Consider the following 19,680-nt stretch of genomic DNA (forward strand, 5'->3'; position numbering starts at 1 on the left):
TCCAACTAGAGAGGATCGGCCATGTCCTGCATACATCAGCAATGCGTACCGCAGCCTGTGAACCTGACTCAAAAAGCTTCGCTTATCGAGCAACAGTGGAGTCCACGGGTGGTCGCGGAAATGAACGACTACCAATTCAAGGTGGTTCGCATCGAAGGTGAATTCATTTGGCACTCGCACCCCGAGACCGATGAAGCGTTTCTGGTACTCGAAGGCCTCTTGCGCATCGATCTCCCAGAGGGCTGCGTGCATGTGAAGCCGGGCGAGCTGTATGTGGTGCCGCGTGGGGTAGAGCACAGAACAGCGGCAGAGACGGAGACGAAACTCATGATGATCGAGCCGCGAGGTGTGTTGAATACCGGTCATGAAGGCGGGGAGCGAACGGCTGTGAATGACGTCTGGATCTAAGTTGACGTCTCTGATATTGGCTGGCTTCTTCAAGACTTGGAACAGACAACTATCCGAGGTGGAGGGGCCGTTTCGCGAGTCACTGGCGACAAGTTCAGCTTCCGTCAGTGTTGCGTAGCCCTGGAGGTTTTGGTGCAATTCTTGTCGGAGCCGGCTTTCAGGCGATGAGGCCGGTATTTGACCAGATGAGGTCGACAATCGTCATCCGCCAGCGGTTGACAAGGATATGGCGAGGCTCCTGCATAAGTGATAACTTAGATTAATTCTCATTTGCAGCCAATTGTCATGGACCGACCTCGATCACCTTCTTCCGATCCCATTGGCGAGCTGTATGCGGGGCACCACCCCTGGTTGGTGGCGTGGCTGCGGCGGCGCCTGCAATGTCCGCATCAGGCTTCGGACTTCGCCCAGGACACGTTCTACCGTGTACTCACCGCCGGGCAGTATGCTTCCCCTCGTGAGCCTCGTGCATTTCTTGCGACCATTGCGCGCCGTATCCTGATCGACAACGGCCGCCGCTTGCGCCTGGAGCAGGCATACAGGGAGGCGCTTGAGGCCAGTGTCGAGCATATGGAGCAGGCGTTCTCGCCCGAGCAAATCCTGCAGGCCATAGAGCTGCTGGAACGTATCGACCGAGCGCTGTCACGCATGAAGCACAGAGTTCGTGAAACCTTTATCCTCCGTCACCTTGAAGGCTTGTCCCAGGATGACATCGCACGCCATCACGACATTTCGGTGAGGACTGTACAGGCCGATTTAGTCGAGGCCATGCTGGCTTGCGACGCTGCCATGGAGGTGAGCGATGCCTGACCAGACTGCCGATTCGGTCCTGCGCGAGGCTGCGCGCTGGCTGGTGCTACTCGACGACGAGGCCGACGTTCAGTTACAGGCGCAATTCCAGGCATGGATCAGCGCGGCCCCTGAACATGCGGCAGCGGTCGCGCGCTTGCAAGGGCGTCTGAGTTCGTTGCAGCAACTACCCCGCCAGGCTGCCGGAAAAGCCCTCCGCCACGCACCACGCGCGCCCCAGGCCAGCAAGATGCAGGCCCTGGCCTTGACGCTGGCCCTGCTTCCCATGGCCTGGATCACCACGACTTGCTGGCAACAGGGATATCTGCTGGCAGACCTGAGCACCTCAGGGGGCGCTTGGCTTGATCGCCGACTAGACGATGACAGCGAAATCCATCTGGACGGGGACTCGGCCGTGAACGTGCATTTTGATGCAGGTGAACGTCGGGTCGAGCTGCTGCGTGGCGAAGTGTTGGTCGATGTGGCCAAGGACCCTCGCCCATTCCTGGTAGTGACTGCACATGGCAGTGTGCGGGCGCTTGGCACGCGCTTCACGGTGGCGCGGCAAGGCGACTCGACGCAAGTGACCATGATCGAGTCGACCACCGCCATCAGCAGTGCCGGCCACTCACTGAAGCTGACGGCCAACCAGCGCGTACGTCTTGGCGCACAAGGCCCAGGCAACGTCGAACAGGTACGGGCAGATGCCCTTGAACAGGCTTGGCACAAGCACCAGTTGCTGGCCGAAGATGAGCCACTGAGCGATGTGCTGACGCGCTTGTCGCGCCACTACCCAGGCCTGCTGTGGGCCGATCATGCTGCCCTCGCAGGGCTACAGGTGACGGTGATGCTGCCGCTGGATGATCCGCGCCAGGCATTGCGGCTGCTGCAACGCACCTTGCCGATCCAGGTCAGCCAGTACACCCCTTGGATAACCCGGGTAACCCTGAAGCCCGAGGTGGGGCGGAAATAGTTTCAATAATCATTTCGTGTTTTCGAATTTCGTCCGTCCTCCCATGGCCAACACCATAGGAGTATCGAAAACATGAAGTCGCCGATTCGAGCGCTTACCCGTTCTACCGCGCACGGCCTCTACCTGGCCGTGCGCCTGGCACTTTGTACGGCACCACTGGCAGTGCCTGCCAGCGCATTGGCCGAGCAATCCCTGCAGCGCTATGACATCGCTGCCGGGCCGTTGGGCGAAGCCCTGGGTCGGTTCGCCCAGGCCAGCGCAACGCCCATCTCTTTTGAGTCCCGCCAGGTGCAAGGATTGACCAGCCCCGGTGTGCACGGGAGCTTCACCATCGATGGCGGTTTTGCACAGGTACTGTCCGGGTCTGGACTGTTAGCGAGCCCAACCGAAGATGGCTATCAACTCCAGCAGGCCGTACCGGTCACAGGCGCAGTCAACCTTGCAGCGACCACCATTGCCGGCAATACACCCGGCTCGATTACCGAGGATAGCGGCTCCTACACCACAGGATCGACCAATACGGCGACCAAGATGGCCCTGAGCCTGCGGGAAACCCCGCAATCGGTGACGGTGATCACCCGCAAGAAGATGGACGACCAGAACATCCAGAACCTGGACGATATCGCGCGCACGGCAACCGGTATCACCCTGACCAAGATTGGCACTGACCGCTCCACCTATTACGCGCGTGGCTTCGAGATCAGCGATCTGCAATACGACGGGATTCCGACCAACATCTCGGAAAACTACTCGATGGACGTCATGTCCACGTCGAACATGGCTCTCTACGACCGTGTCGAAGTTGTACGCGGGGCCAACGGCCTGATGCAGGGCACGGGCAACCCGTCGGCGGCGATCAACCTCGTGCGCAAGCGGCCGACCCAGGACTTTCGCCTGGGCGCGGAATTGGGTGCAGGCTCCTGGGACAACTACCGGAGTCAGGTGGATGTTTCCGGGCCATTGACCGCCACGGGTAATATTCGCGGCCGCGCAGTGGCCTACTACAACAACGCCAACAGCTACCGGGACGGCGCCGAGCGGGACAACCAGTTGCTGTATCTGGTCGGCGAGGCGGATCTGAACGACTCCACCGTGCTGACGCTAGGTGCCACCCTTCAGAAGGACAACCAGAACGGCTATGACTGGGGCGGCCTGAATACCCGCAGTGACGGCTCCTTCTACCCGCTCTCGCGCTCCACCAACCTCAACGGCAAGTGGGCGCACCTGGATCGCAACAACTACACCCTGTTCGGCGATGTCACGCACAAGTTTGACAACGAATGGACGTTGACCTTGGCCATGAACGCGATCTGGTCGAACGCCGATTTCCTTTCGGCCTATCCGAGCCGGGTATCGGGCGACAACTATCGCATGACCGTCTCCCAGGCTGACTACGACGACACCCAGTTCGCGCTGGACCTCTATGCAACCGGGCCCTTTGAGCTGTTCGGGCGCAAGCACCAATTGATGTTGGGGGCCAACAGTCGCCAGGACGAGTTCACTGCCGTCATCAAGAGCGCGGTCAACAACCCCACGATCACCATCACCGACTTCGACTACAGCGCTCTGCCCAGCCCCATCCTCAATGCGCTCGGCTCGGACTACAACTACAAGCGCAAGGAGCGAGGCCTGTACGGTGCCTCGCGCTTCAGCCTCACGGATGACCTGAGCCTGATCCTCGGCACGCGGGTGAGTTGGTCGGACTACGAGGTGGCCAGCCCGTACACCAATGATCGATACCGGGAGAATGGCCGGTTGGTGCCGTATGCCGGGCTGGTACTGGACCTGGATAAGCACCACAGCTGGTATGCCAGCTACACCGAGATCTACAAGACTCAGAGTTACTACGGTGTCGGTAACACCTTGCTTGACCCTATCGAGGGCGACAACTACGAAACCGGCATCAAGGGTGAGTATTTCGATGGCCGCCTGAACACCACGCTGGCCATTTTCCAGACCAACCTAGAGAACATGCCCGAAGCCCTGTCGGTGTCGCCAACCTGTGGCGTGACGGGTACCAGCAAATGTTATGAAGCCGGCGCGAAAGTGCGTAACCGCGGCTTTGAACTGGAGATTTCAGGCGAACCACTGGAGAACTGGAACCTTAGCGCTGGATACACCTACAGCGATCCAGAATATGTGGCTGGCAGTAACAAGGGCTCGGACTACTATCGCAAGATCCCGCGCCGCCTGCTAAAGGTGTCGACGGACTACCGCTTGCCCGGTGCCCTCGACCAGTGGCGCGTGGGTGGCGACGTGTATGCCCAGAGCCGCACCGCCGCCGATGTCAACGGGTATGCCATCAAACAAGGTGGCTACGCATTGCTCAACGTGCACGCCCATTATCAAATCAATCAACAGTTCAGCGTGCAGTACAACCTCAACAACGCCTTGGGCAAGGTCTATTACCAGTCCTTGCCAACTTCAAACAACTTCGGTGGCCTGTACTACGGTGATCCGCGCAATGTCGCAGTCACGCTACGCTACCAATATTGATGCCGTGGGTATTGGATGATCCGCATGCGCTACATGCGTGAAGCCTGTCGGATCATCATGCGGGCTCCCGAAGCAGTTGCCAACCCGTTCCGCAGGGTCATTTGAGAGATGACACGAGCTGAGTGGCCTGGCAGGTCGATAGTTAGCCATTGGTTCTCATCGGTTTGACTGACCCCCCAAGGCCCCCCCAAGGCTTCAACCTTGGGTGTCCGGTAGGTAGGGCAGCAGTCGCTCGGTTTCTTTCTTCACCACCGCGTAGCATTCGCAGCTCAGCAGTTCCAGGCGTGCCCGGTCCAGTACCCTGATCTGCCCGCGGTTGTACTCGATCACCCCCAGGCGCTGCAACTTGCCGGCGGCGTCGGTCACACCTTCGCGGCGCACGCCCAGCATGTTGGCGATCAGTTCCTGGGTCATGCACAGGCGGTCGCCCGGCAGGCGGTCGAGCGACAACAATAGCCAGCGGCACAATTGTTGGTCGATGGAGTGATGTCGATTACACACCGCTGTTTGTGCCATCTGGGTGATCAGTGCCTGGGTGTAACGCAGCATCAAGGTCATCAATTCGCCATGGCGGTTGAACTCGTCCTTGATCTTTTGCACGGGCAGACGGTAGGCATGCCCGGCGCTTTGCACGATGGCCCGGCTGGGCGTGCTTTCGCCGCCCATGAACACGGCGATGCCAACCACCCCTTCATTACCAACCACGGAAATTTCGGCTGAGGCGCCGTTTTCCATCACGTACAGCAGCGAAACGATGGCATCGACCGGGAAGTGGACATGGCGCAGGCTATCGCCGGACTCGTACAGTGCCTTGCCCAGGGGCAGGTTGACGTGCTCCAGGTCCGGCGCCAAACGGCTGAACGCCTCTGGCGACAGGGCAGCCAGCAAGTGGTTGTGTTGGGGTTTTACCGTGTGTTGCATGCGTGGGACCATCGATGGCAGCGGCTGTGGCAACAAGATTAGCCTAGCTGGGCCAAGGCTTGCGCAAGTGCGGCCGTGACGCGCCCAACGGTTCAGATGGCAGGCAAGGAGCAGCCCCGGCACTCGGCAATGACGTGGTGCTCGCATCTGTCATCCTTCAGCCGCAGCTTGGGTTCGACAAGCCGTTCGCCGTCCAGGCTCAGGCTCAGTTCGCTACCGTTGCCGTTGCGTACCTCGATGCGGTAGTAGGTGCTACCAAACCGGTAATGCAGGACATAACCCGGCCAGCCTGCCGGCAGCAACGGTTGCAGGCGCAGGGTGTCGCCACTGCGTTGCAGGCCCAGCAGGCTTTCGACGATCAAGCGGTACATCCAGCCGGCAGAGCCGGTGTACCAGCTCCAGCCACCCCGCCCGGCGTGGGGCGCAACCGCATAGACGTCGGCGGCCATCACATAGGGCTCGACCTTGTAGGTATCGATCAACGCGTCGCTGCCCTGGCGCACCGGGTTGATCAGGCGCAGCAGTTCCCAGGCCTTGTCAGCGTCGCCCAGCTGCGCGTAGGCCATGCTCGCCCAGATGGCCGCATGGGTGTACTGCCCGCCGTTTTCACGCACCCCTGGCAGGTAGCCCTTGATGTAGCCAGGGTCCAGGTGGCCCTGGTCGAAGGGTGGGTCGAGCAGTTTGACGATGCCGATGTCACGGCGTACCAGGTGGCTGTCCAGCGCCGCCATGGCCAGGCGGGCTCGTTCGGGCGAAGCAACACCCGACAGCACTGCCCAGCTCTGCGACAGCGAGTCGATGCGGCATTCCTGGTTGCTCGCCGAGCCCAGTACCTGGCCATCGTCGAACCAGGCGCGGCGATACCAGCCGCCGTCCCAGGCGTGCGCTTCCAGTTTTTCGGCGAGTGCGGCGGCCTGGGTGGTGCAGCGCAGCGCAAAGGCGCTGTCGCCCTGGCGCAAGGCGACGCAGCCGAATGCCCGCAGCACCTCGTGGCCAAAGAAGCCAAGCCACACGCTTTCGCCTTGCCCTTGTTCGCCGACCCTGTTCATGCCGTCGTTCCAGTCGCCACTGCCCATCAACGGCAGGCCGTGTGCCCCGCACTGCAAGGCGTGGCCGAGGGCACGCTGACAATGCTGGTACAGGCCCTCGACCAGGGCCGAGTGGCCAGGCAGGTCATAGTAGGATTCTTCCCCGGCGTTTAGTGCGCGACCTTCCAGATAACCGACCGGCTCGTCAAGCACAGCATAGTCCCCGGTGGCCTCTACGTAGCGGCTGGCGGCAAGCGGCAGCCACAGCAGGTCATCGGAGCAGCGGGTACGCACCCCGCGCTGCAACGGTGGGTGCCACCAGTGCTGCACGTCGCCTTCGACATACTGACGCGCAGCGCAGGCCAGCAGGTGCTGGCGCGCCGCCGCCGGCGCGGCATGGACCATGGCCATGCTGTCCTGCAGCTGGTCGCGAAAACCGATGGCACCGCCGGACTGGTAGAAGCCACTGCGCGCCCAGAACCGGCAGGCGATCACCTGGTACATCAACCAGCCGTTGGCCAGCACATCCAGTGCAGGTTCCGGGGTCTCGATCTGCACGGTGTCCAGTGTGCGTCGCCAGTAGGCGCTGACCTTGTCGAACTCGTCCATGGCGGCCTGCAACCCCCGGTATTGCTGGACGCAGCGGGTGGCGGCGCGGGTGTCCCGGGCGGCGCCCAGGCGGAACACCACCTCCCGGCTTTCGCCAGGCTCCAGCTGCAGCGCCACTTGCAATGCCGCGCAGGGGTCCAGACCGCCGCCGGTCCGCCCCGACAGCCGTGACTGGCGCATGCCCAAAGGCGCCTGGCAATCGCCGTTGCGCCCCAGGAATTCGCCGCGATCACAGGTCAGGCCCTGTATCGGCAGGTCGCAATCGAGAAACGCCACGTGCGTGGAGAATTCCACCGAGTAGCTGTTGCGGGCGAACAGCGCGCCGCTGAAAGGGTCGGTCTCACTGACCACGTGCATGGCGGTTTTGCCAGGCAGGTCGCCCAGCACCCACTCGACGAAGCAGGTCACCGACAAGCGGCGTACCCGTGCTGACGTGTTGTGCACTTTGAGCCGGCTGAACTTGACCGGCGCATCCTGCGCCACATGCACCCAGAGCTCGCTGCGCAGGTCTTGTTCGACATATTCGAACACGCTGTAGCCAAAGCCGTGGCGGGTGCAGTAACGGCCAGGGCCTGGGCAGGGCTGCGGCGTCGGTGACCAGTACTCGCCGGTATCCTCGTCGCGCAGGTAGAAGGTTTCACCACTGGCGTCGGTAACGGGGTCGTTGTGCCAGGGCGTCAAGCGGTACTCGTGGGCGTTTTCGTACCAGGTGTAAGCGCTGCCGGCCTCGGAGAGCACGCTGCCGAACTGCGGGTTGGCCAGGATGTTGACCCATGGCGCGGGTGGCGGTGAGCCGGGTAGCAGCGCAATGACGTACTCGCGGCCGTCGGCGCTGAACCCGCCATAGCGATTGCCCAGCATCACCGTGGTTTGTTCGGTCGGTGAGGGGTTGGCAGGTGCCGGTCGGCGGCTGGCAGGGTTGGCTTGAACAGCCGCCGGGACCTTTGGCTGACGGCGCAGCTGCAGTTGCTCTTCCAGCGTGCCGAGCGTGTCGTCAAGCACCAGCCGGGCGACGGACAAGGTCAGCAGCCGGTCCTCGGCAGACAGTTGCTGCGCAGGCCTTACATAAATGCCGCCGGGGCGGTCGAGCAGGGCCGCTTCACTGCCGGAGGTGACGATCCCCATGATCAGGTCTTGCAGTTGCTGGCGGTAACCGGCCTGGTCTTCGTTCCAGATCAGCAGGTCGAGTGCGAGCCCTTTCTGGCGCCAGTAGGCATGGGCCAGCACCATTTGCTTGACCAGATGAATGTTGGCCGGGTCGCCGATCTGCACCAGCACGATCGGCAAGTCGCCCGATACCCCCTGGCCCCACAGGCCGGACTGGTTGCGCCGGTTGCTGGCCAGCAGCGCTGCGTTGGGCCGCAGGCTGGCGTTGGGGTACAGCACCGAGGCGGCCATCTGTTCGAACAGCCTGGCGTCGGCCAGCGAGCCGTTGAGCTGGTGCAACAAAACCTGGCTGTGCGGCCAGGCGAGGTCGAACACCCGGTCGGCCAAGTGCCGGTCGCGGTACTTGGCCACTTGCTGCAGGCAGGTGTCGCGGCTGTCGGCGATGCCTGTGACCAGGTCGACCGTGGTCGCATGGCCGGGCATCAGGGTAATGCGGCAGCGGATGGCCACGATCGGGTCCAGCACCGCCCCCGCGCTATCGGACAGCGCCTCGCTGTCTTGATCCATGGCCGCCGGCCGCGCCAGGGTGCGCCCGCGGCCGATGAAGCGGGCCCGATCGGTTTCGTAGGACAACGCCTCGATGTCGGCCCCGTGCACCGCCAGCACGTGGCACATCCACGGCACGGCGTCCAGCTGCGAGCGCGGCCGCCGCGTGCACAGAATGGCTTGCAGCGGGCGGATCAGTTCGGTCTGGATGAACAGCTTGCTGAACGCCGGGTGCAGGGCATCGCTCAAGGCCGGTGCCAATACCACTTCGGCGTAGCTGGTCAGCTCCAGGGTGCGGGGCTGGTCGCCATGGTTGGTCAGGTGCAGGCGTCGCAGTTCGATGTCGTCTTCGGGCGACACGGCAATTTCGGTATGGCAGTCGAAGTCGTGTTCGCGCACGCGAAACTCCGCGCGGCCGTCGCTGAAGATCGCTTCCTGGAGTTTGGTGCGGTGCCGTGTTGGCTGGTAGGAGGTGGACCAGTAGGCGCCGCTGGCGACATCGCGCAGGTAGCAGAAGCTGCCCAGGTCGTCGCGGCTGGCGTCTTCGCGCCAGCGGGTCACCGCCAGTGTGTTGCGCTGGCTGTAGCCACTGCCCACGTGGTTGACCATGACGTGATAACGGCCGTTGGACAGCAGTTGCACAGCCGGTTGGGCCCGGTTTGGCTCTTTGAACACCCGCAGCCGTGCCTCGGGGTCGCGTTCGGCGGCGTCCTCGGCCGGGGCCTGGAGGGTATGCAGGTACGGCGCAGCGGTTTTCGGCACGCGCTCCTGCAACAGCAGCATACTGGCCTGGAACCGCGGGTCGGAGGCGAAGCGCCGTTGCATGGGCTTGTTCAGCAGCAACGCGGTCAGGGCCAAAAAACCCATGCCCTGATGGTGGGCCATGAAGGAGCGGATCACGACGGCGTCTTGCCCGGGGGGCAGGCGTGCCTCGCTGTAGTCCACGGCCTCGTAGAGCCCGAACCGGCCAGCCAAACCAAGTGTGGCCAGCCGCTGCAGGTTATGGCAGGCGGCAGCGGGCGTCACCATCAAGGCCAGTGCGCTGGCATAGGGCGCCACCACGCGCTCTTCTCCCAGGCCACGCTTGAGGCCAAGCCCTGGTACGCCGAATGCCCGGTACTGGTAGTTGAACTGCGCGTCCAGCGCGTTGTAGGCCGATTCCGAGACACCCCAGGGCAGGCCCGACAGTTTGCCGTGTTCGATCTGCCGTTTGACGGCGGCATGACAGGTTTGGTCGAGGAGTGTGCCCTCATAGTTCGGCATCACCAGCAGCGGCATCAGGTACTCGAACATCGAGCCGGACCAGGACAACAACACAGGCACGCCGGCATTGCTGGTGAGCAGCCTGCCGAGGGCGAACCAGCTGTCCTGGGGCACCTGGCCCTGGGCGATGACGACGAAGTTGGTCAGGCGCATCTCCGATGCCAGCAGGTCATAGAACGCGGTGTCCAGGCGGTGTTCGTCGGCGTTGTAGCCGATGGCGAACAGGTCGCGGTGGCTGTCGTACAGGAAGGTGAAGTCCATGCTGGCCAACGCGTCAATGCGGTTGGCCAAGGCGTGTGCCTGGGCGATGCGCTGGCGGGCAACTGCCCGGACGTTGGCCACCGCCAGGCGCTCGGGGGGCGGCCACTGGTCTGCGTCAAGCTGTGCCAGCTGGCGCCAGGTCAGCGGAGCGTGGGGGGCCTGATCGTTACCGGGGGGCAATTGCAGCTGCTGCAGTTCGCGGTTCAGGTCCAGGCATTGCTCATTCAGGGCATTCAGCCAGAACGTACAATCGTCGGCAGCTTCTGTGCCAGGCGCCAAGGCAGCCCGTTGCGTGATCAGCGGCTGCAACTGTTCGACCAGCATCGGCAACAGCGTGGCGTATACGTCGCCCACTTGTCCATGAGCGAGCCGCACCTGCTCGCGCAGGGCCGTGATCGGTTGGGTGTCCGCGCTTGTGCGGGCATAGGCGGCCAGCAGCGTGTCGAAGGTGTCGAGCAACCCCTGGGTCAGTCGCCGGTCGAGCAGGGATGTGTCGGCCATTTCCAGCAGGCCGGGCCTGAGCGTCAGCAGCAGGGCGGCCAGGTTGCCGCTGTCCACGCTGGAGACATACAGCGGTGGCAATGGTTTGAGGGTCTGGGTGTCGTACCAGTTGTAGAAGTGCCCTTTGAAGCGTTCCAGGCGGGCCATGCTGTCAAGCATGCAGGCCAGGCGCTCGAACAGGCGGCCCGTACTGAGGTAGCCGAAGTCATGTGCCGCCAGGTGCGAGAGCAGGGCCATGCCCATGTTGGTTGGGGAGGTGCGGTGAGCGATGCTGGCGAAGGGCGGTGCCTGGATGTTGTCGGGGGGCAGCCAGTTGTCGGCAGGGCAGACGTAGCGGTCGAAGAAGGCCCAGTTGGCGCGGGCGAGGCGATGCAGGAAGACCATGTCTTCGGCGCCGGGCATGAGGGCGGTCAGGGCACTCGGGCGGCTGAGCCACCAGGCCAGCGCCGGGCCGAGCAACCACAGCGCAAGGATCGGCGAGGCCATCAGCAGTACCATCGGCTGCATCGCCAAGGCACCGGTCAGCACCGCCACCAGGGCCGGTTGCCCCCATTGCTCGCGATACACTGCCTGCAAGGTATCTGCACTGCTGCGTTCGTCCTCGCGCGAGGGGTTCCATTGCAGCAGGCTTCGTTTGCTGACCGCCAGCCGCCACAAGGTGCGAAGGATGGCATCCAGGCTGTACCAGGTCTCGAAGGGTAACCAGGCCAGCGACAGGCCGGCGCGCACGAAGTAGGTACCCGAGGTGCGCAAAGCGGCCAGCAGGTGCTCTGACAGAGGTACATCGGTGGCCTTGCCCAGCACTTCGAGCAGCGAATCCAGCACTGGCCGCGTCAGCAACAAGGCCAGCAGGGCCAGCGTCCAGGCGAGCGGCGTAGCACTGGCCAGCCAACCCCACAGCAGCAGGGCCAGCAGCGCCGCCGGCTCAAGGCTGCGGCGCAGGTTGTCGAAAATCTTCCAGCGCGACAAGGCGCTGAGCGGGCTTTGCGCCACGCTGTGGCTGCCCGTGTGCAGCCACGGCACCAGCCACGGCACCAGCCACGGCAGCAGTTGCCAGTCGCCGCGTATCCAGCGGTGTCGGCGCTTGCTGTCGGCACTGTAGCGGGCCGGATAGGTTTCGAACAGTTGCACATCGCTGAGCAGGCCCGAATGCGCGTAACACCCTTCGATCAGGTCGTGGCTAAGTACACGGTTGTCGGGAAAACGGCCCTCCAGCGACTGCTCGAAGGCGTCCACCGCATAGATGCCTTTGCCAATGAAGGAGCCGCTGAGAAACAGGTCCTGATAAACATCCGAAACGGCCCGTGTGTAGGGGTCGACACCGGCGTCACTGCCAAACAGGCGCGCATAGCGCGAGCGCGACACGCTGGGCAGGCTGATGCCTACCCGCGGTTGCAGGATGGCGTAGCCTGCCTGGACCCGCCCCGTGTGCGCGTCGAACCGTGGGCGGTTCAGAGGGTGCTGCATGGCACCAACGAATTGCTGTGCGGCACCGCGAGGCAATTGGGTGTCGGTGTCCAGGGTGATCACATAGCGCACATGGCCGAGTGCTTGCAGGTCGCCGACAATACCCATGAAGCACGCGTGGCCGTGCCCGCGCAGCACCGCGTTCAACTCGGCGAGCTTGCCGCGCTTGCGCTCGCGGCCCATCCAGCAGCGCTCGGCGGCGTTCCATACGCGTGGCCGGTGAAACAGATAAAAGCGCGCGCCGCCCGGGCTTGGGTACTTGCGGTTGAGGGCCCGGATACCTTCACTGGCCTGCTCGAGCAGCGCCTCATCCTCGGGCCGGCTTTGTTCACGGGCATCCATGAAATCGCTGAGCAGGGCAAAGTGCAGGTGCTCGTCACGGTTGGCCAGAAAGCGTACTTCCAGCCCTTCGACCAGCTCTTCGACATCGCCGGCATTGGCCAGCAGGGTGGGCACCACCACCAGCGTGAGGGCGTCTGCGGGAATACCGGTGGTGTAGTCCAGCCTTGGCAGGAAGGAGGGTTTGACGGTCAGTGTCACCAGCCAGTTCACCAGGCCGATGGCCAGACGGCTGGTGCTCAGCAGAACCGGCAGGGCCATGGCGGCCAGCACTGCCAAAGGCCAGCCCTCCTGGTCAATGGCGCGCATGAAGCCCCACGCCAGCAGGCAGGACAGCAGTGTTACAGGCACAAGGTAGAACGCCAGCGGCGCCCGGTGCAGCAGGCGTTGCCAGCGCTCGGCCAGCGGCACCCGTACGGCCAGGCGCTGTTCCAGCAACGGCAGGCCGCCCCCCACCAGGTAGAAACCCACATGCTCAGCCGGTTCGCCCGGCGCGGTGCCTGCTGCCTGGGCCAGTTCGATGGCCGTGCGCGCCACCGCGACCTCGCTGAATGCGCTATGGCGCGCCAGGCGCTCGACGCTGTGCCGGTAGTGGTCACGGCTGGTGAAGTCCATGGCGGGGTAAATGCCCGTAGGGTCGCGGTTCAGCGCTTGTTCGACATGGCTCAGTTGCTCGACGAACAGCTTCCAGTCGATGGTCGACAGCAGGCGCAGGCTGCCGATGCTGTTGCTGATGGACACCTGGTCGATGGCCTGCTGCTGGGCATCGAGCTGCACATGGCCTTCGATGCTGCGCGCCGACTCGCTGAGCATCTGTTCCACCCACAGCAGCGGCTGGGTCAGAGAGGCACTGTGGCCCTGCAGCCGCCTGGCCAGTTCGGCGACGAAGGCAGCGGTCATCGGCGGTTGCGAGCGGGCCATGTCGGCAACCACCAGTACCACGCTCTTGGCGTCGCGCTCGGCGGTTTCGCCAAGCCGGTCGGCCCAGACATTGGCCAGGTCGCGGTCAGCCCAGTTGGCCATGACCCGGGCCGCCACACGGCGCAGGTTTTCTATCAGGGCCAGGCGCAGCATGATCGGGATGGCCCAGAGCTCACCCAGGGTCAGGGTGCAGGCCTGCTGATAAGCCTCGACGAAACGACTGAAGCTTTCCGCGTCGATGCGCCCGTCACCGTGGGAAATGGTTTCCAGGGCAATGTCGTAGACACGCGGCAGGCCGGTCGAAGGGCCGTTGTCCAGTTGTGGCAACTGCAGGCTGTAGTTGGCCGGCAGGTCGTGCTTGGCAATGCGGATATGGGTTTCGACCAGGTAAAAGTTGTCGAGCAACCACTGCGCGGCCGGTAACGCTGGCCGGGAGCTGGGCAGGGCGCCTGCGAGGGCAGTGCAACTGGCAGAGAGCATGCGTTCGTTGTCGGCCAGGCGGTCCAGCAGGGCGTCGTTGGCCGCCCGCAGGCTCAAGTGGTGCTGCTGGGCCAGCCGCAGGCCGTGCTCGGCCATCTGGTCGGCGTTGTACAGCTCCGAGCGCAGCAGGCTTTCATAGGTGAAGGTATGCCGGGGTGAACGCCAGCGCCCCGCGTGGGCGTACAGGCGTCGAAGGTAGCTGCGTGCGCGTAGCCAAGGATTGTCCATGGTGTGCCGGGTTGCCGATCTGGCCTTTCAGCACTCAGTCTGCGGCGGTTGCCCTGGCAGCGTCTGTACGTTAGCGAACAGACCCGCCACGGCGCTGCGCCTATGCTGAATCCCCGCAATCCCTGCACCCTTTTGCCATGGCGCGCGGTGCTTTCATGCCTGCCCATCCGGCAGGGGCAGCAATGCCCGCATCAGCTGAAAGCCAGGCATCCCTGCGCCACACGGGCGCGCCTACACTGTCGGCAGGCGCTTTTCCATTGGCTGGTAGACCAGTCCCTCAAATTCGCCCACTTCGCCTGCCAGGGTGAAACCGTAGCGTTGGTAGGCCGGCACCGAAGACAACGACGCCTTGACCGTCACCACGTCAACCCGGGCATGTTCCAGCGCTGCATTCATCAGGCGCGTGCCGATGCCCTGGCGTTGCCAGCCCGGAGCAATGAACAGCATCGCAACGTGGCGGCCTTCCTTGAGCTCGATCAGCCCCGCGATAGCGCCCTGCGCGACACAGGCGAGCATCAGGTTGTCACCTTGCATGCGCTCGGCAAAGGCTTGTGGCGCTGCCACCCTGGTGAAGGTTTCGACACCCTGCGCAGACAGCGAGGGTGCGACCGCCTGCGTGAAGGCGTCCAGGCACAAGGCGCTGACGTGGGGGAGGTCATCGGGGGTGAGGTTGCGTATTTGCATATTGCTCGTCCATGTCTGTAAACGTAATCAGGATGTCTTCGAAAAACGCCCCGATCGGTTCGGTGGGGTGGCACAACTGTATTTCCAGTACCCACACCACTTCGCTCGGGACGATTTCCACCTCGGCCAGCTTGTCCTGGCCATACAGTACGTGCGGGAAGTCGGCGACGCGATGCCCGGCCAGGTTGCGTTCCAGCTGCCAGCCCTTGGCCTGGGCACTGCGTTCGGCGAAGTCATAGAGCTCGCGTCCGGTCAACCCACGGCCCCACGCCAGGCGGGTTTCGTCGAACACCGCGTGCAGTGCCTTGACGCAGGCGTGGTGCAGCTCGTGCTGGCCAAACACGAAGGTGTCGCCATAGTCGCCTTCGTAGCCATCCCAAACCGGGCCGACATCGACCACGACAATGTCCGTAGTACGTAATACACGATCCGGGTCGATGCCTTGGCGCGGTGTACGTACGGTGTCGTCGCCAAAGCGGATGTAGGTGGGGTGCCAGGTGTGGGACGCGCCCATTGCCTGCAGTGTTTGCGCCGCCATCTCCAGTGCCTGGGCGGTGGTCATGCCGACGTGCAATTGGCTGGCGATCGCGGCCACGGCCCGTACTGACTGCTCGCGGGCAGCGAGCATGCCATCCAGTGAGTAACGCGGGCCGACCTTTTCCAGCTCTGGGTGCAGTGTGTTGGCGGTTGAAAGCTGGGGCGCCAGTGCGCCGCTGGCGACAAAGGCCTCCGCGACAAAACGGTGGGGTGGCACGCCTGCGGCGAGGCATTGCTCGCGGGCCTGGCTGATCATCGTGGCATTACCGCACGCGTAGACCTGGGTGTCGGCCCACCGATGCGCCTGGCCCAGCGCCACCTGCTGCACGCGTGCCTCAGCCGAGAGCACCGGGTGCCAGCGAAAGTGGGGGTATTCAAGGCTGGCCTGTTCGAGAAACGCGCGGTCATAGAAGTCCGCCGTCGATGAACCACCCCAGTACAGCGTGACCTCGGCAGCGTGGGCCATGGCCGTCAGCAGTAATGGCTTGATGCCGGCGTAACCTGTGCCGGTGGCGAACAGCACCAGCGGGCGTTGGTCTTCATGCTGCCAGGTACAGGCGCCCACCGGCCCCTCAAGCTTCAGTACAGCGCCTGCTTGCAGGGTGGGCAGCAGGCCTTCGGTGAACACGCCGCCGCTGACCTTACGGATGTGAAACACCAGTTGCCCCTGATCCTGAGCGGGCAGGTTGGCGATGGAGAAGCAGCGGCTGTCACCGTTGTCGAGCCGAAATCTCACGTATTGGCCGGCCCGCACTTCCAGTGGTTGAGCCGGTTGCAGCACCAGTTCGACGATATCTGCACTGAGTTCGCGCTTGCTGTGAACCTGTGCGTGAAACGCCAGCGACGGGGCGTCCAGCGACCAGCCGGGGATCTCCAGGCGCATGTCGCTGCAGGCGTGGCTCTGGCACAGCAGCATCTCATCGGCGGCCAGGGGGTAGGAGGGCGCGGGGGTGTCCGCATCTCGCTGCTTGGCCTGATACCGCCCCGACACGACTTTGACCTTGCAGGACCCGCAGGCGCCGCGGCGGCAGGAGAACGGTACCGGCAGGCCGCTGGCGAGCATGGCGTCGAGCAGCAGTTCCTGGCGGGTTTCGAAGGTTTTGCCCGAGGGCGACAATTCGATGACGTGGCGGTTTTGCATGAACACCTCGGGGCAATTGAAGGTTCGATTGTTGCTATAGTCCAGGACCAGCAGAACCTCCAGTTTTGGATAATTCACATGGTCCAGCTTCGCAAATGGCAGCCACTGCTCAGGCTCGATGGCGCGCAGGCTTCATACCGGCAGATCGTCGAAGGCCTGGTGGCCGCGATCAGCGAGGGCCGCCTGCGCCCTGGCACGCCGTTGCCGGGCACGCGGGAGATGGCGCAACTGCTGAACGTCAACCGCAAAACGGTGATCCTTGCCTATGAGGAAGCCGAAACCAAAGGCTGGCTGCAGAGCGTGCAGCGCCGGGGTACCTTCGTCAGCCAGCAGCTGGCGACTGGCACAATCACGGCGCCCGCCGCCTCGCGCTCCTTCGCCTTGGCGCTGCCAGAGGAGCCCGCCGTTGCCTATTTCGAGGCAAACGAACGGGCGGCAGCGCAGCAGGGGCGGCCAGAGGCCTTGTTCTTCGACAACGGTGCCTGTGACCATCGCCTGCTGCCCCAGGCTGTTCTGCATCGCTATTACCGCAATGCCCTGCGCAACAGCTTTGCCAGCAACAGCGTGCGCCACGGCAGTGATTGCAGCAGCCTCTACCTGCGCGCCGCCTTGGCCGACATGCTCAGGCACAACCGCAGCCTGAACGTTGGCGCCGAGCATATCTGCCTGACCCAGGGTGTGCAGATGTCACTATCACTGTTGGCCAGCGTGTTGCTCAAGCCGGGGGATGCGGTGCTGGTCGAGCGCCTGAGTTATCCGCCGGCGTGGGAGATTTTCCGCCAGCTGGGGGCCCGACTGGTGACCGTGGACCTGGACCATGAGGGTTGCCGGGTGGACCAGATCGATGCCCTGTGCCGGCAGCACAAGGTGCGGATGATGTATTTGACGCCCCATCACCAGTTTCCGACCACGGTCAGCTTGCCAGCCGGGCGCCGGCAGCAGTTGCTGGAGCTGGCGCGGCTGCACGATTTCTGCGTGGTCGAGGAAGACTACGATTACGAGTACCACTTTTCCGGGCGGCCCTATCTGCCTTTGGCCAGCGACCGGCAGCAGCGGCATGTGATTTACATCGGCACACTGTCCAAGCCCTTGGGCAGCACGTTCCGTTGCAGTTATATCGTCGCACCGGTGGAGGTAACGGCAGTGCTGGAGCGCAGGGCGACGCTGACCCTGGGGCAGGGCGATGCGGTGATGCAGCGGATGCTGGCGGACTTGATCAATGATGGCGAGCTGAAGAAGCACTTGCGCCGGGTCAACCGCGAGTACCGTCGGCGTCGGCAGACCCTGTTGGCTTGCCTGCACGATGCGTTTGGCGAGCAGATTACCGTGCAGGAGCCGGAAGGTGGGCTGGCGCTGTGGGTGCGGTTTGCCGACACGATCAATGTGGATCAGTTGGTCGACAAGGCACTGGAGCTGGACCTGGTGGTGCGCAGCGGTCGCCAGTTCTCGCCGTTTGGTCATGCCGAGAATGCCTTGCGCCTGGGTTTTGCTTCGCTGGATGTCGATGAGCTCCGGCAGGCCACCCAGCGCCTGGCGCAGGCAGCAGAAAGGTGATGTCACGACCACGGGGATTCAATTGTCTGGTGCCGCCTGGACTGGCCTCATCGCCGGCAAGCCAGCCCCCACAGCATTCATGCAAGACCTGAGGTCAATGCGGTCCAGGTGGGAGCTGGCTTGCCGGCGCAGGGCCGCACAGCGGCCCTGCGGTTGAGCAGGTTATCGGCGTTGCCACACCTCGCCTTGTTCGGTCACTACCCAAGGCCTGTCAGCCGCATCCACCAGCACCCCGCCAACCCAGCGCTGCGCAGGGTTGTGATCCAGCCAGTGGGCCTTGCCTGCAAGCACTTGCTCGGCAAGCGGCGTCAGCCGCAGCAGTCGCTGCGCCCAAGCTTCTCCCGGGCCTTCAACCAGCAGCGGGTGTGGCGCGTGGATCAACGGCTGCAGCAGCACATGGAACATCTGGTCACCGAGGTAAGGCAGCGGGTCATCCTGCATCATCAACTGGCCAAACACGCGGCCGGCCGGTAGCGCGCCGCGTGAAGCCAGCACGCGCAGCAGCAGGCGTTCGGTAAGGCTCAAACCGTCATGTGCCCCCGGTAGCTCCTGCAGCTGGCGCGCCAATGCCCCGCCCAGCAACGGCAAGGCCGGGTGTGCGTGGCCAGCGAGGCTCGCCCAGCCTTTTGGATTGGGTGCGGTGTAGGCCGCCCATGCCTCGCGGGCCAGGGCGAGTGCATCCTCACCCAGCGCGCGACGTTGCGGCCACAACCAAGCCAGCAGGTCGGGGGCCAGTTGCCCAATGCCGATAAAGCGCTCGATGCCGGGCACCTGGTCAATTTCGATCAGCTCCAGCCGACGCGGCAGGCCAGGCAGGCTGGCGAGTACGCGAATCAGGAACAGCTGGTCGTAAGCGTCGGCCTCGCACCACAGCACAATTTCGCTGTCGCGGTTAAGCCCTGCCAATGCGCTACGTTGTGCTGCCTGGCGCTGTTCAAGGTCTTGGGGGCTCAGCCGGAACGCTTGTTGAACGTAGGCGCTGCGAACCTGCCAGTACTGCTCATCAGGCAGTGCCGGTACAGGCCCCATCACCATGGGGTCGTCGAACATCTGGAAAGCGCCGGCAAACCCGGCGGTGCGCAAGCTGTGGGCGATGTCGTTGCCGCAGCGCCAGTGCTGCACGTTAGCCTCGTCATCGGCAGAAAAACCGGGGTGGCGTGCTGCAAAAGCCACGGCATCGGCATGGGCCTTGAGCTTGGGCCAGCTGGCAAAACCGGCCTCGCGGGCCACCAGCCATTGGGTATCGGCAAGCCGGTAGTCGGGGCCGGGCAGGCCAAGCGTGCGCAATTGCTCGCGGGTGTCGTCGGCTTGGTGGGTTTTCAGTTCGGTCAGCAAGCGCTTGGCGCGTTTGCGCAAGGCGGGCAGGTCGAGCAAGCCGTGGTGGCGGGAAGCATTGATGGCGGGCATGCCAACTCCTTTGGGGCTCG

Annotated in this window: 10 protein-coding genes; 5 read left to right on the plus strand and 5 right to left on the minus strand. The window is 63.7% G+C overall.

The genetic code is table 11. The features are described from left to right. The first annotated feature begins 21 nt into the window (after nt 1–21). The 4 genes from CKW35_RS01925 to CKW35_RS01940 all read left to right on the plus strand — a co-directional run bounded on the left by CKW35_RS01925 (nt 22) and on the right by CKW35_RS01940 (nt 4,666). A complete protein-coding gene (locus CKW35_RS01925) occupies nt 22–408 on the plus strand; it encodes a cupin domain-containing protein (protein ID WP_095114888.1) in 387 nt (128 codons plus the stop codon). 285 nt (nt 409–693) lie between these two features. Beyond that, a complete protein-coding gene (locus tag CKW35_RS01930) occupies nt 694–1,218 on the plus strand; it encodes a sigma-70 family RNA polymerase sigma factor (RefSeq protein WP_016486136.1) in 525 nt (174 codons plus the stop codon). Beyond that, nucleotides 1,211–2,170, plus strand: a complete 960-nt coding sequence (locus CKW35_RS01935) for a FecR family protein (RefSeq protein ID WP_095114889.1) — start codon at nt 1,211–1,213, stop codon at nt 2,168–2,170. Before CKW35_RS01930 ends, CKW35_RS01935 begins: the two co-directional genes overlap by 8 nt. A 72-nt stretch (nt 2,171–2,242) precedes the next feature. Next, nucleotides 2,243–4,666, plus strand: a complete 2,424-nt coding sequence (locus CKW35_RS01940; protein WP_095114890.1) for a TonB-dependent receptor — start codon at nt 2,243–2,245, stop codon at nt 4,664–4,666. A 195-nt stretch (nt 4,667–4,861) separates the two neighbouring features. Here CKW35_RS01940 and CKW35_RS01945 read toward each other — a convergent pair whose 3' ends face one another. The 4 genes from CKW35_RS01945 to CKW35_RS01960 all read right to left on the minus strand — a co-directional run bounded on the left by CKW35_RS01945 (nt 4,862) and on the right by CKW35_RS01960 (nt 16,777). Further along, on the minus strand, nt 4,862–5,587 hold the full coding sequence (locus CKW35_RS01945) for a Crp/Fnr family transcriptional regulator (protein WP_095114891.1): 726 nt from the start codon (nt 5,585–5,587) through the stop codon (nt 4,862–4,864). A 92-nt stretch (nt 5,588–5,679) separates the two neighbouring features. Further along, nucleotides 5,680–14,337, minus strand: coding sequence for a GH36-type glycosyl hydrolase domain-containing protein (locus CKW35_RS01950; RefSeq protein ID WP_095114892.1), 8,658 nt, complete (start codon nt 14,335–14,337; stop codon nt 5,680–5,682). 231 nt (nt 14,338–14,568) lie between these two features. After that, the gene (locus CKW35_RS01955) at nt 14,569–15,021 is read right to left on the minus strand and encodes a GNAT family N-acetyltransferase (RefSeq protein ID WP_060518579.1); all 453 of its coding nucleotides are present in this window, start codon (nt 15,019–15,021) and stop codon (nt 14,569–14,571) included. Next, nucleotides 14,993–16,777 (minus strand): NAD(P)H dependent flavin oxidoreductase family protein, encoded by a 1,785-nt coding sequence (locus CKW35_RS01960; protein WP_095114893.1) that lies wholly within the window; start codon nt 16,775–16,777, stop codon nt 14,993–14,995. Before CKW35_RS01960 ends, CKW35_RS01955 begins: the two co-directional genes overlap by 29 nt. On the opposite strand from CKW35_RS01960, the gene CKW35_RS01965 reads away from it, so the two are divergent. Further along, nucleotides 16,778–18,253 carry a PLP-dependent aminotransferase family protein gene (locus CKW35_RS01965; RefSeq protein ID WP_016486143.1) on the plus strand — a complete coding sequence of 492 codons (1,476 nt, stop codon included), beginning with the start codon at nt 16,778–16,780 and terminating at the stop codon, nt 18,251–18,253. Between the two features lie 162 nt (nt 18,254–18,415). Here CKW35_RS01965 and CKW35_RS01970 read toward each other — a convergent pair whose 3' ends face one another. After that, on the minus strand, nt 18,416–19,660 hold the full coding sequence (locus CKW35_RS01970) for a DUF1835 domain-containing protein (protein ID WP_016486144.1): 1,245 nt from the start codon (nt 19,658–19,660) through the stop codon (nt 18,416–18,418). Nucleotides 19,661–19,680 lie beyond the last annotated feature (20 nt).

It is taken from the genome of Pseudomonas sp. Irchel 3F3, from assembly GCF_900187545.1.
In the GTDB taxonomy this organism is placed as follows: Bacteria; Pseudomonadota; Gammaproteobacteria; order Pseudomonadales; family Pseudomonadaceae; genus Aquipseudomonas; species Aquipseudomonas fortuita.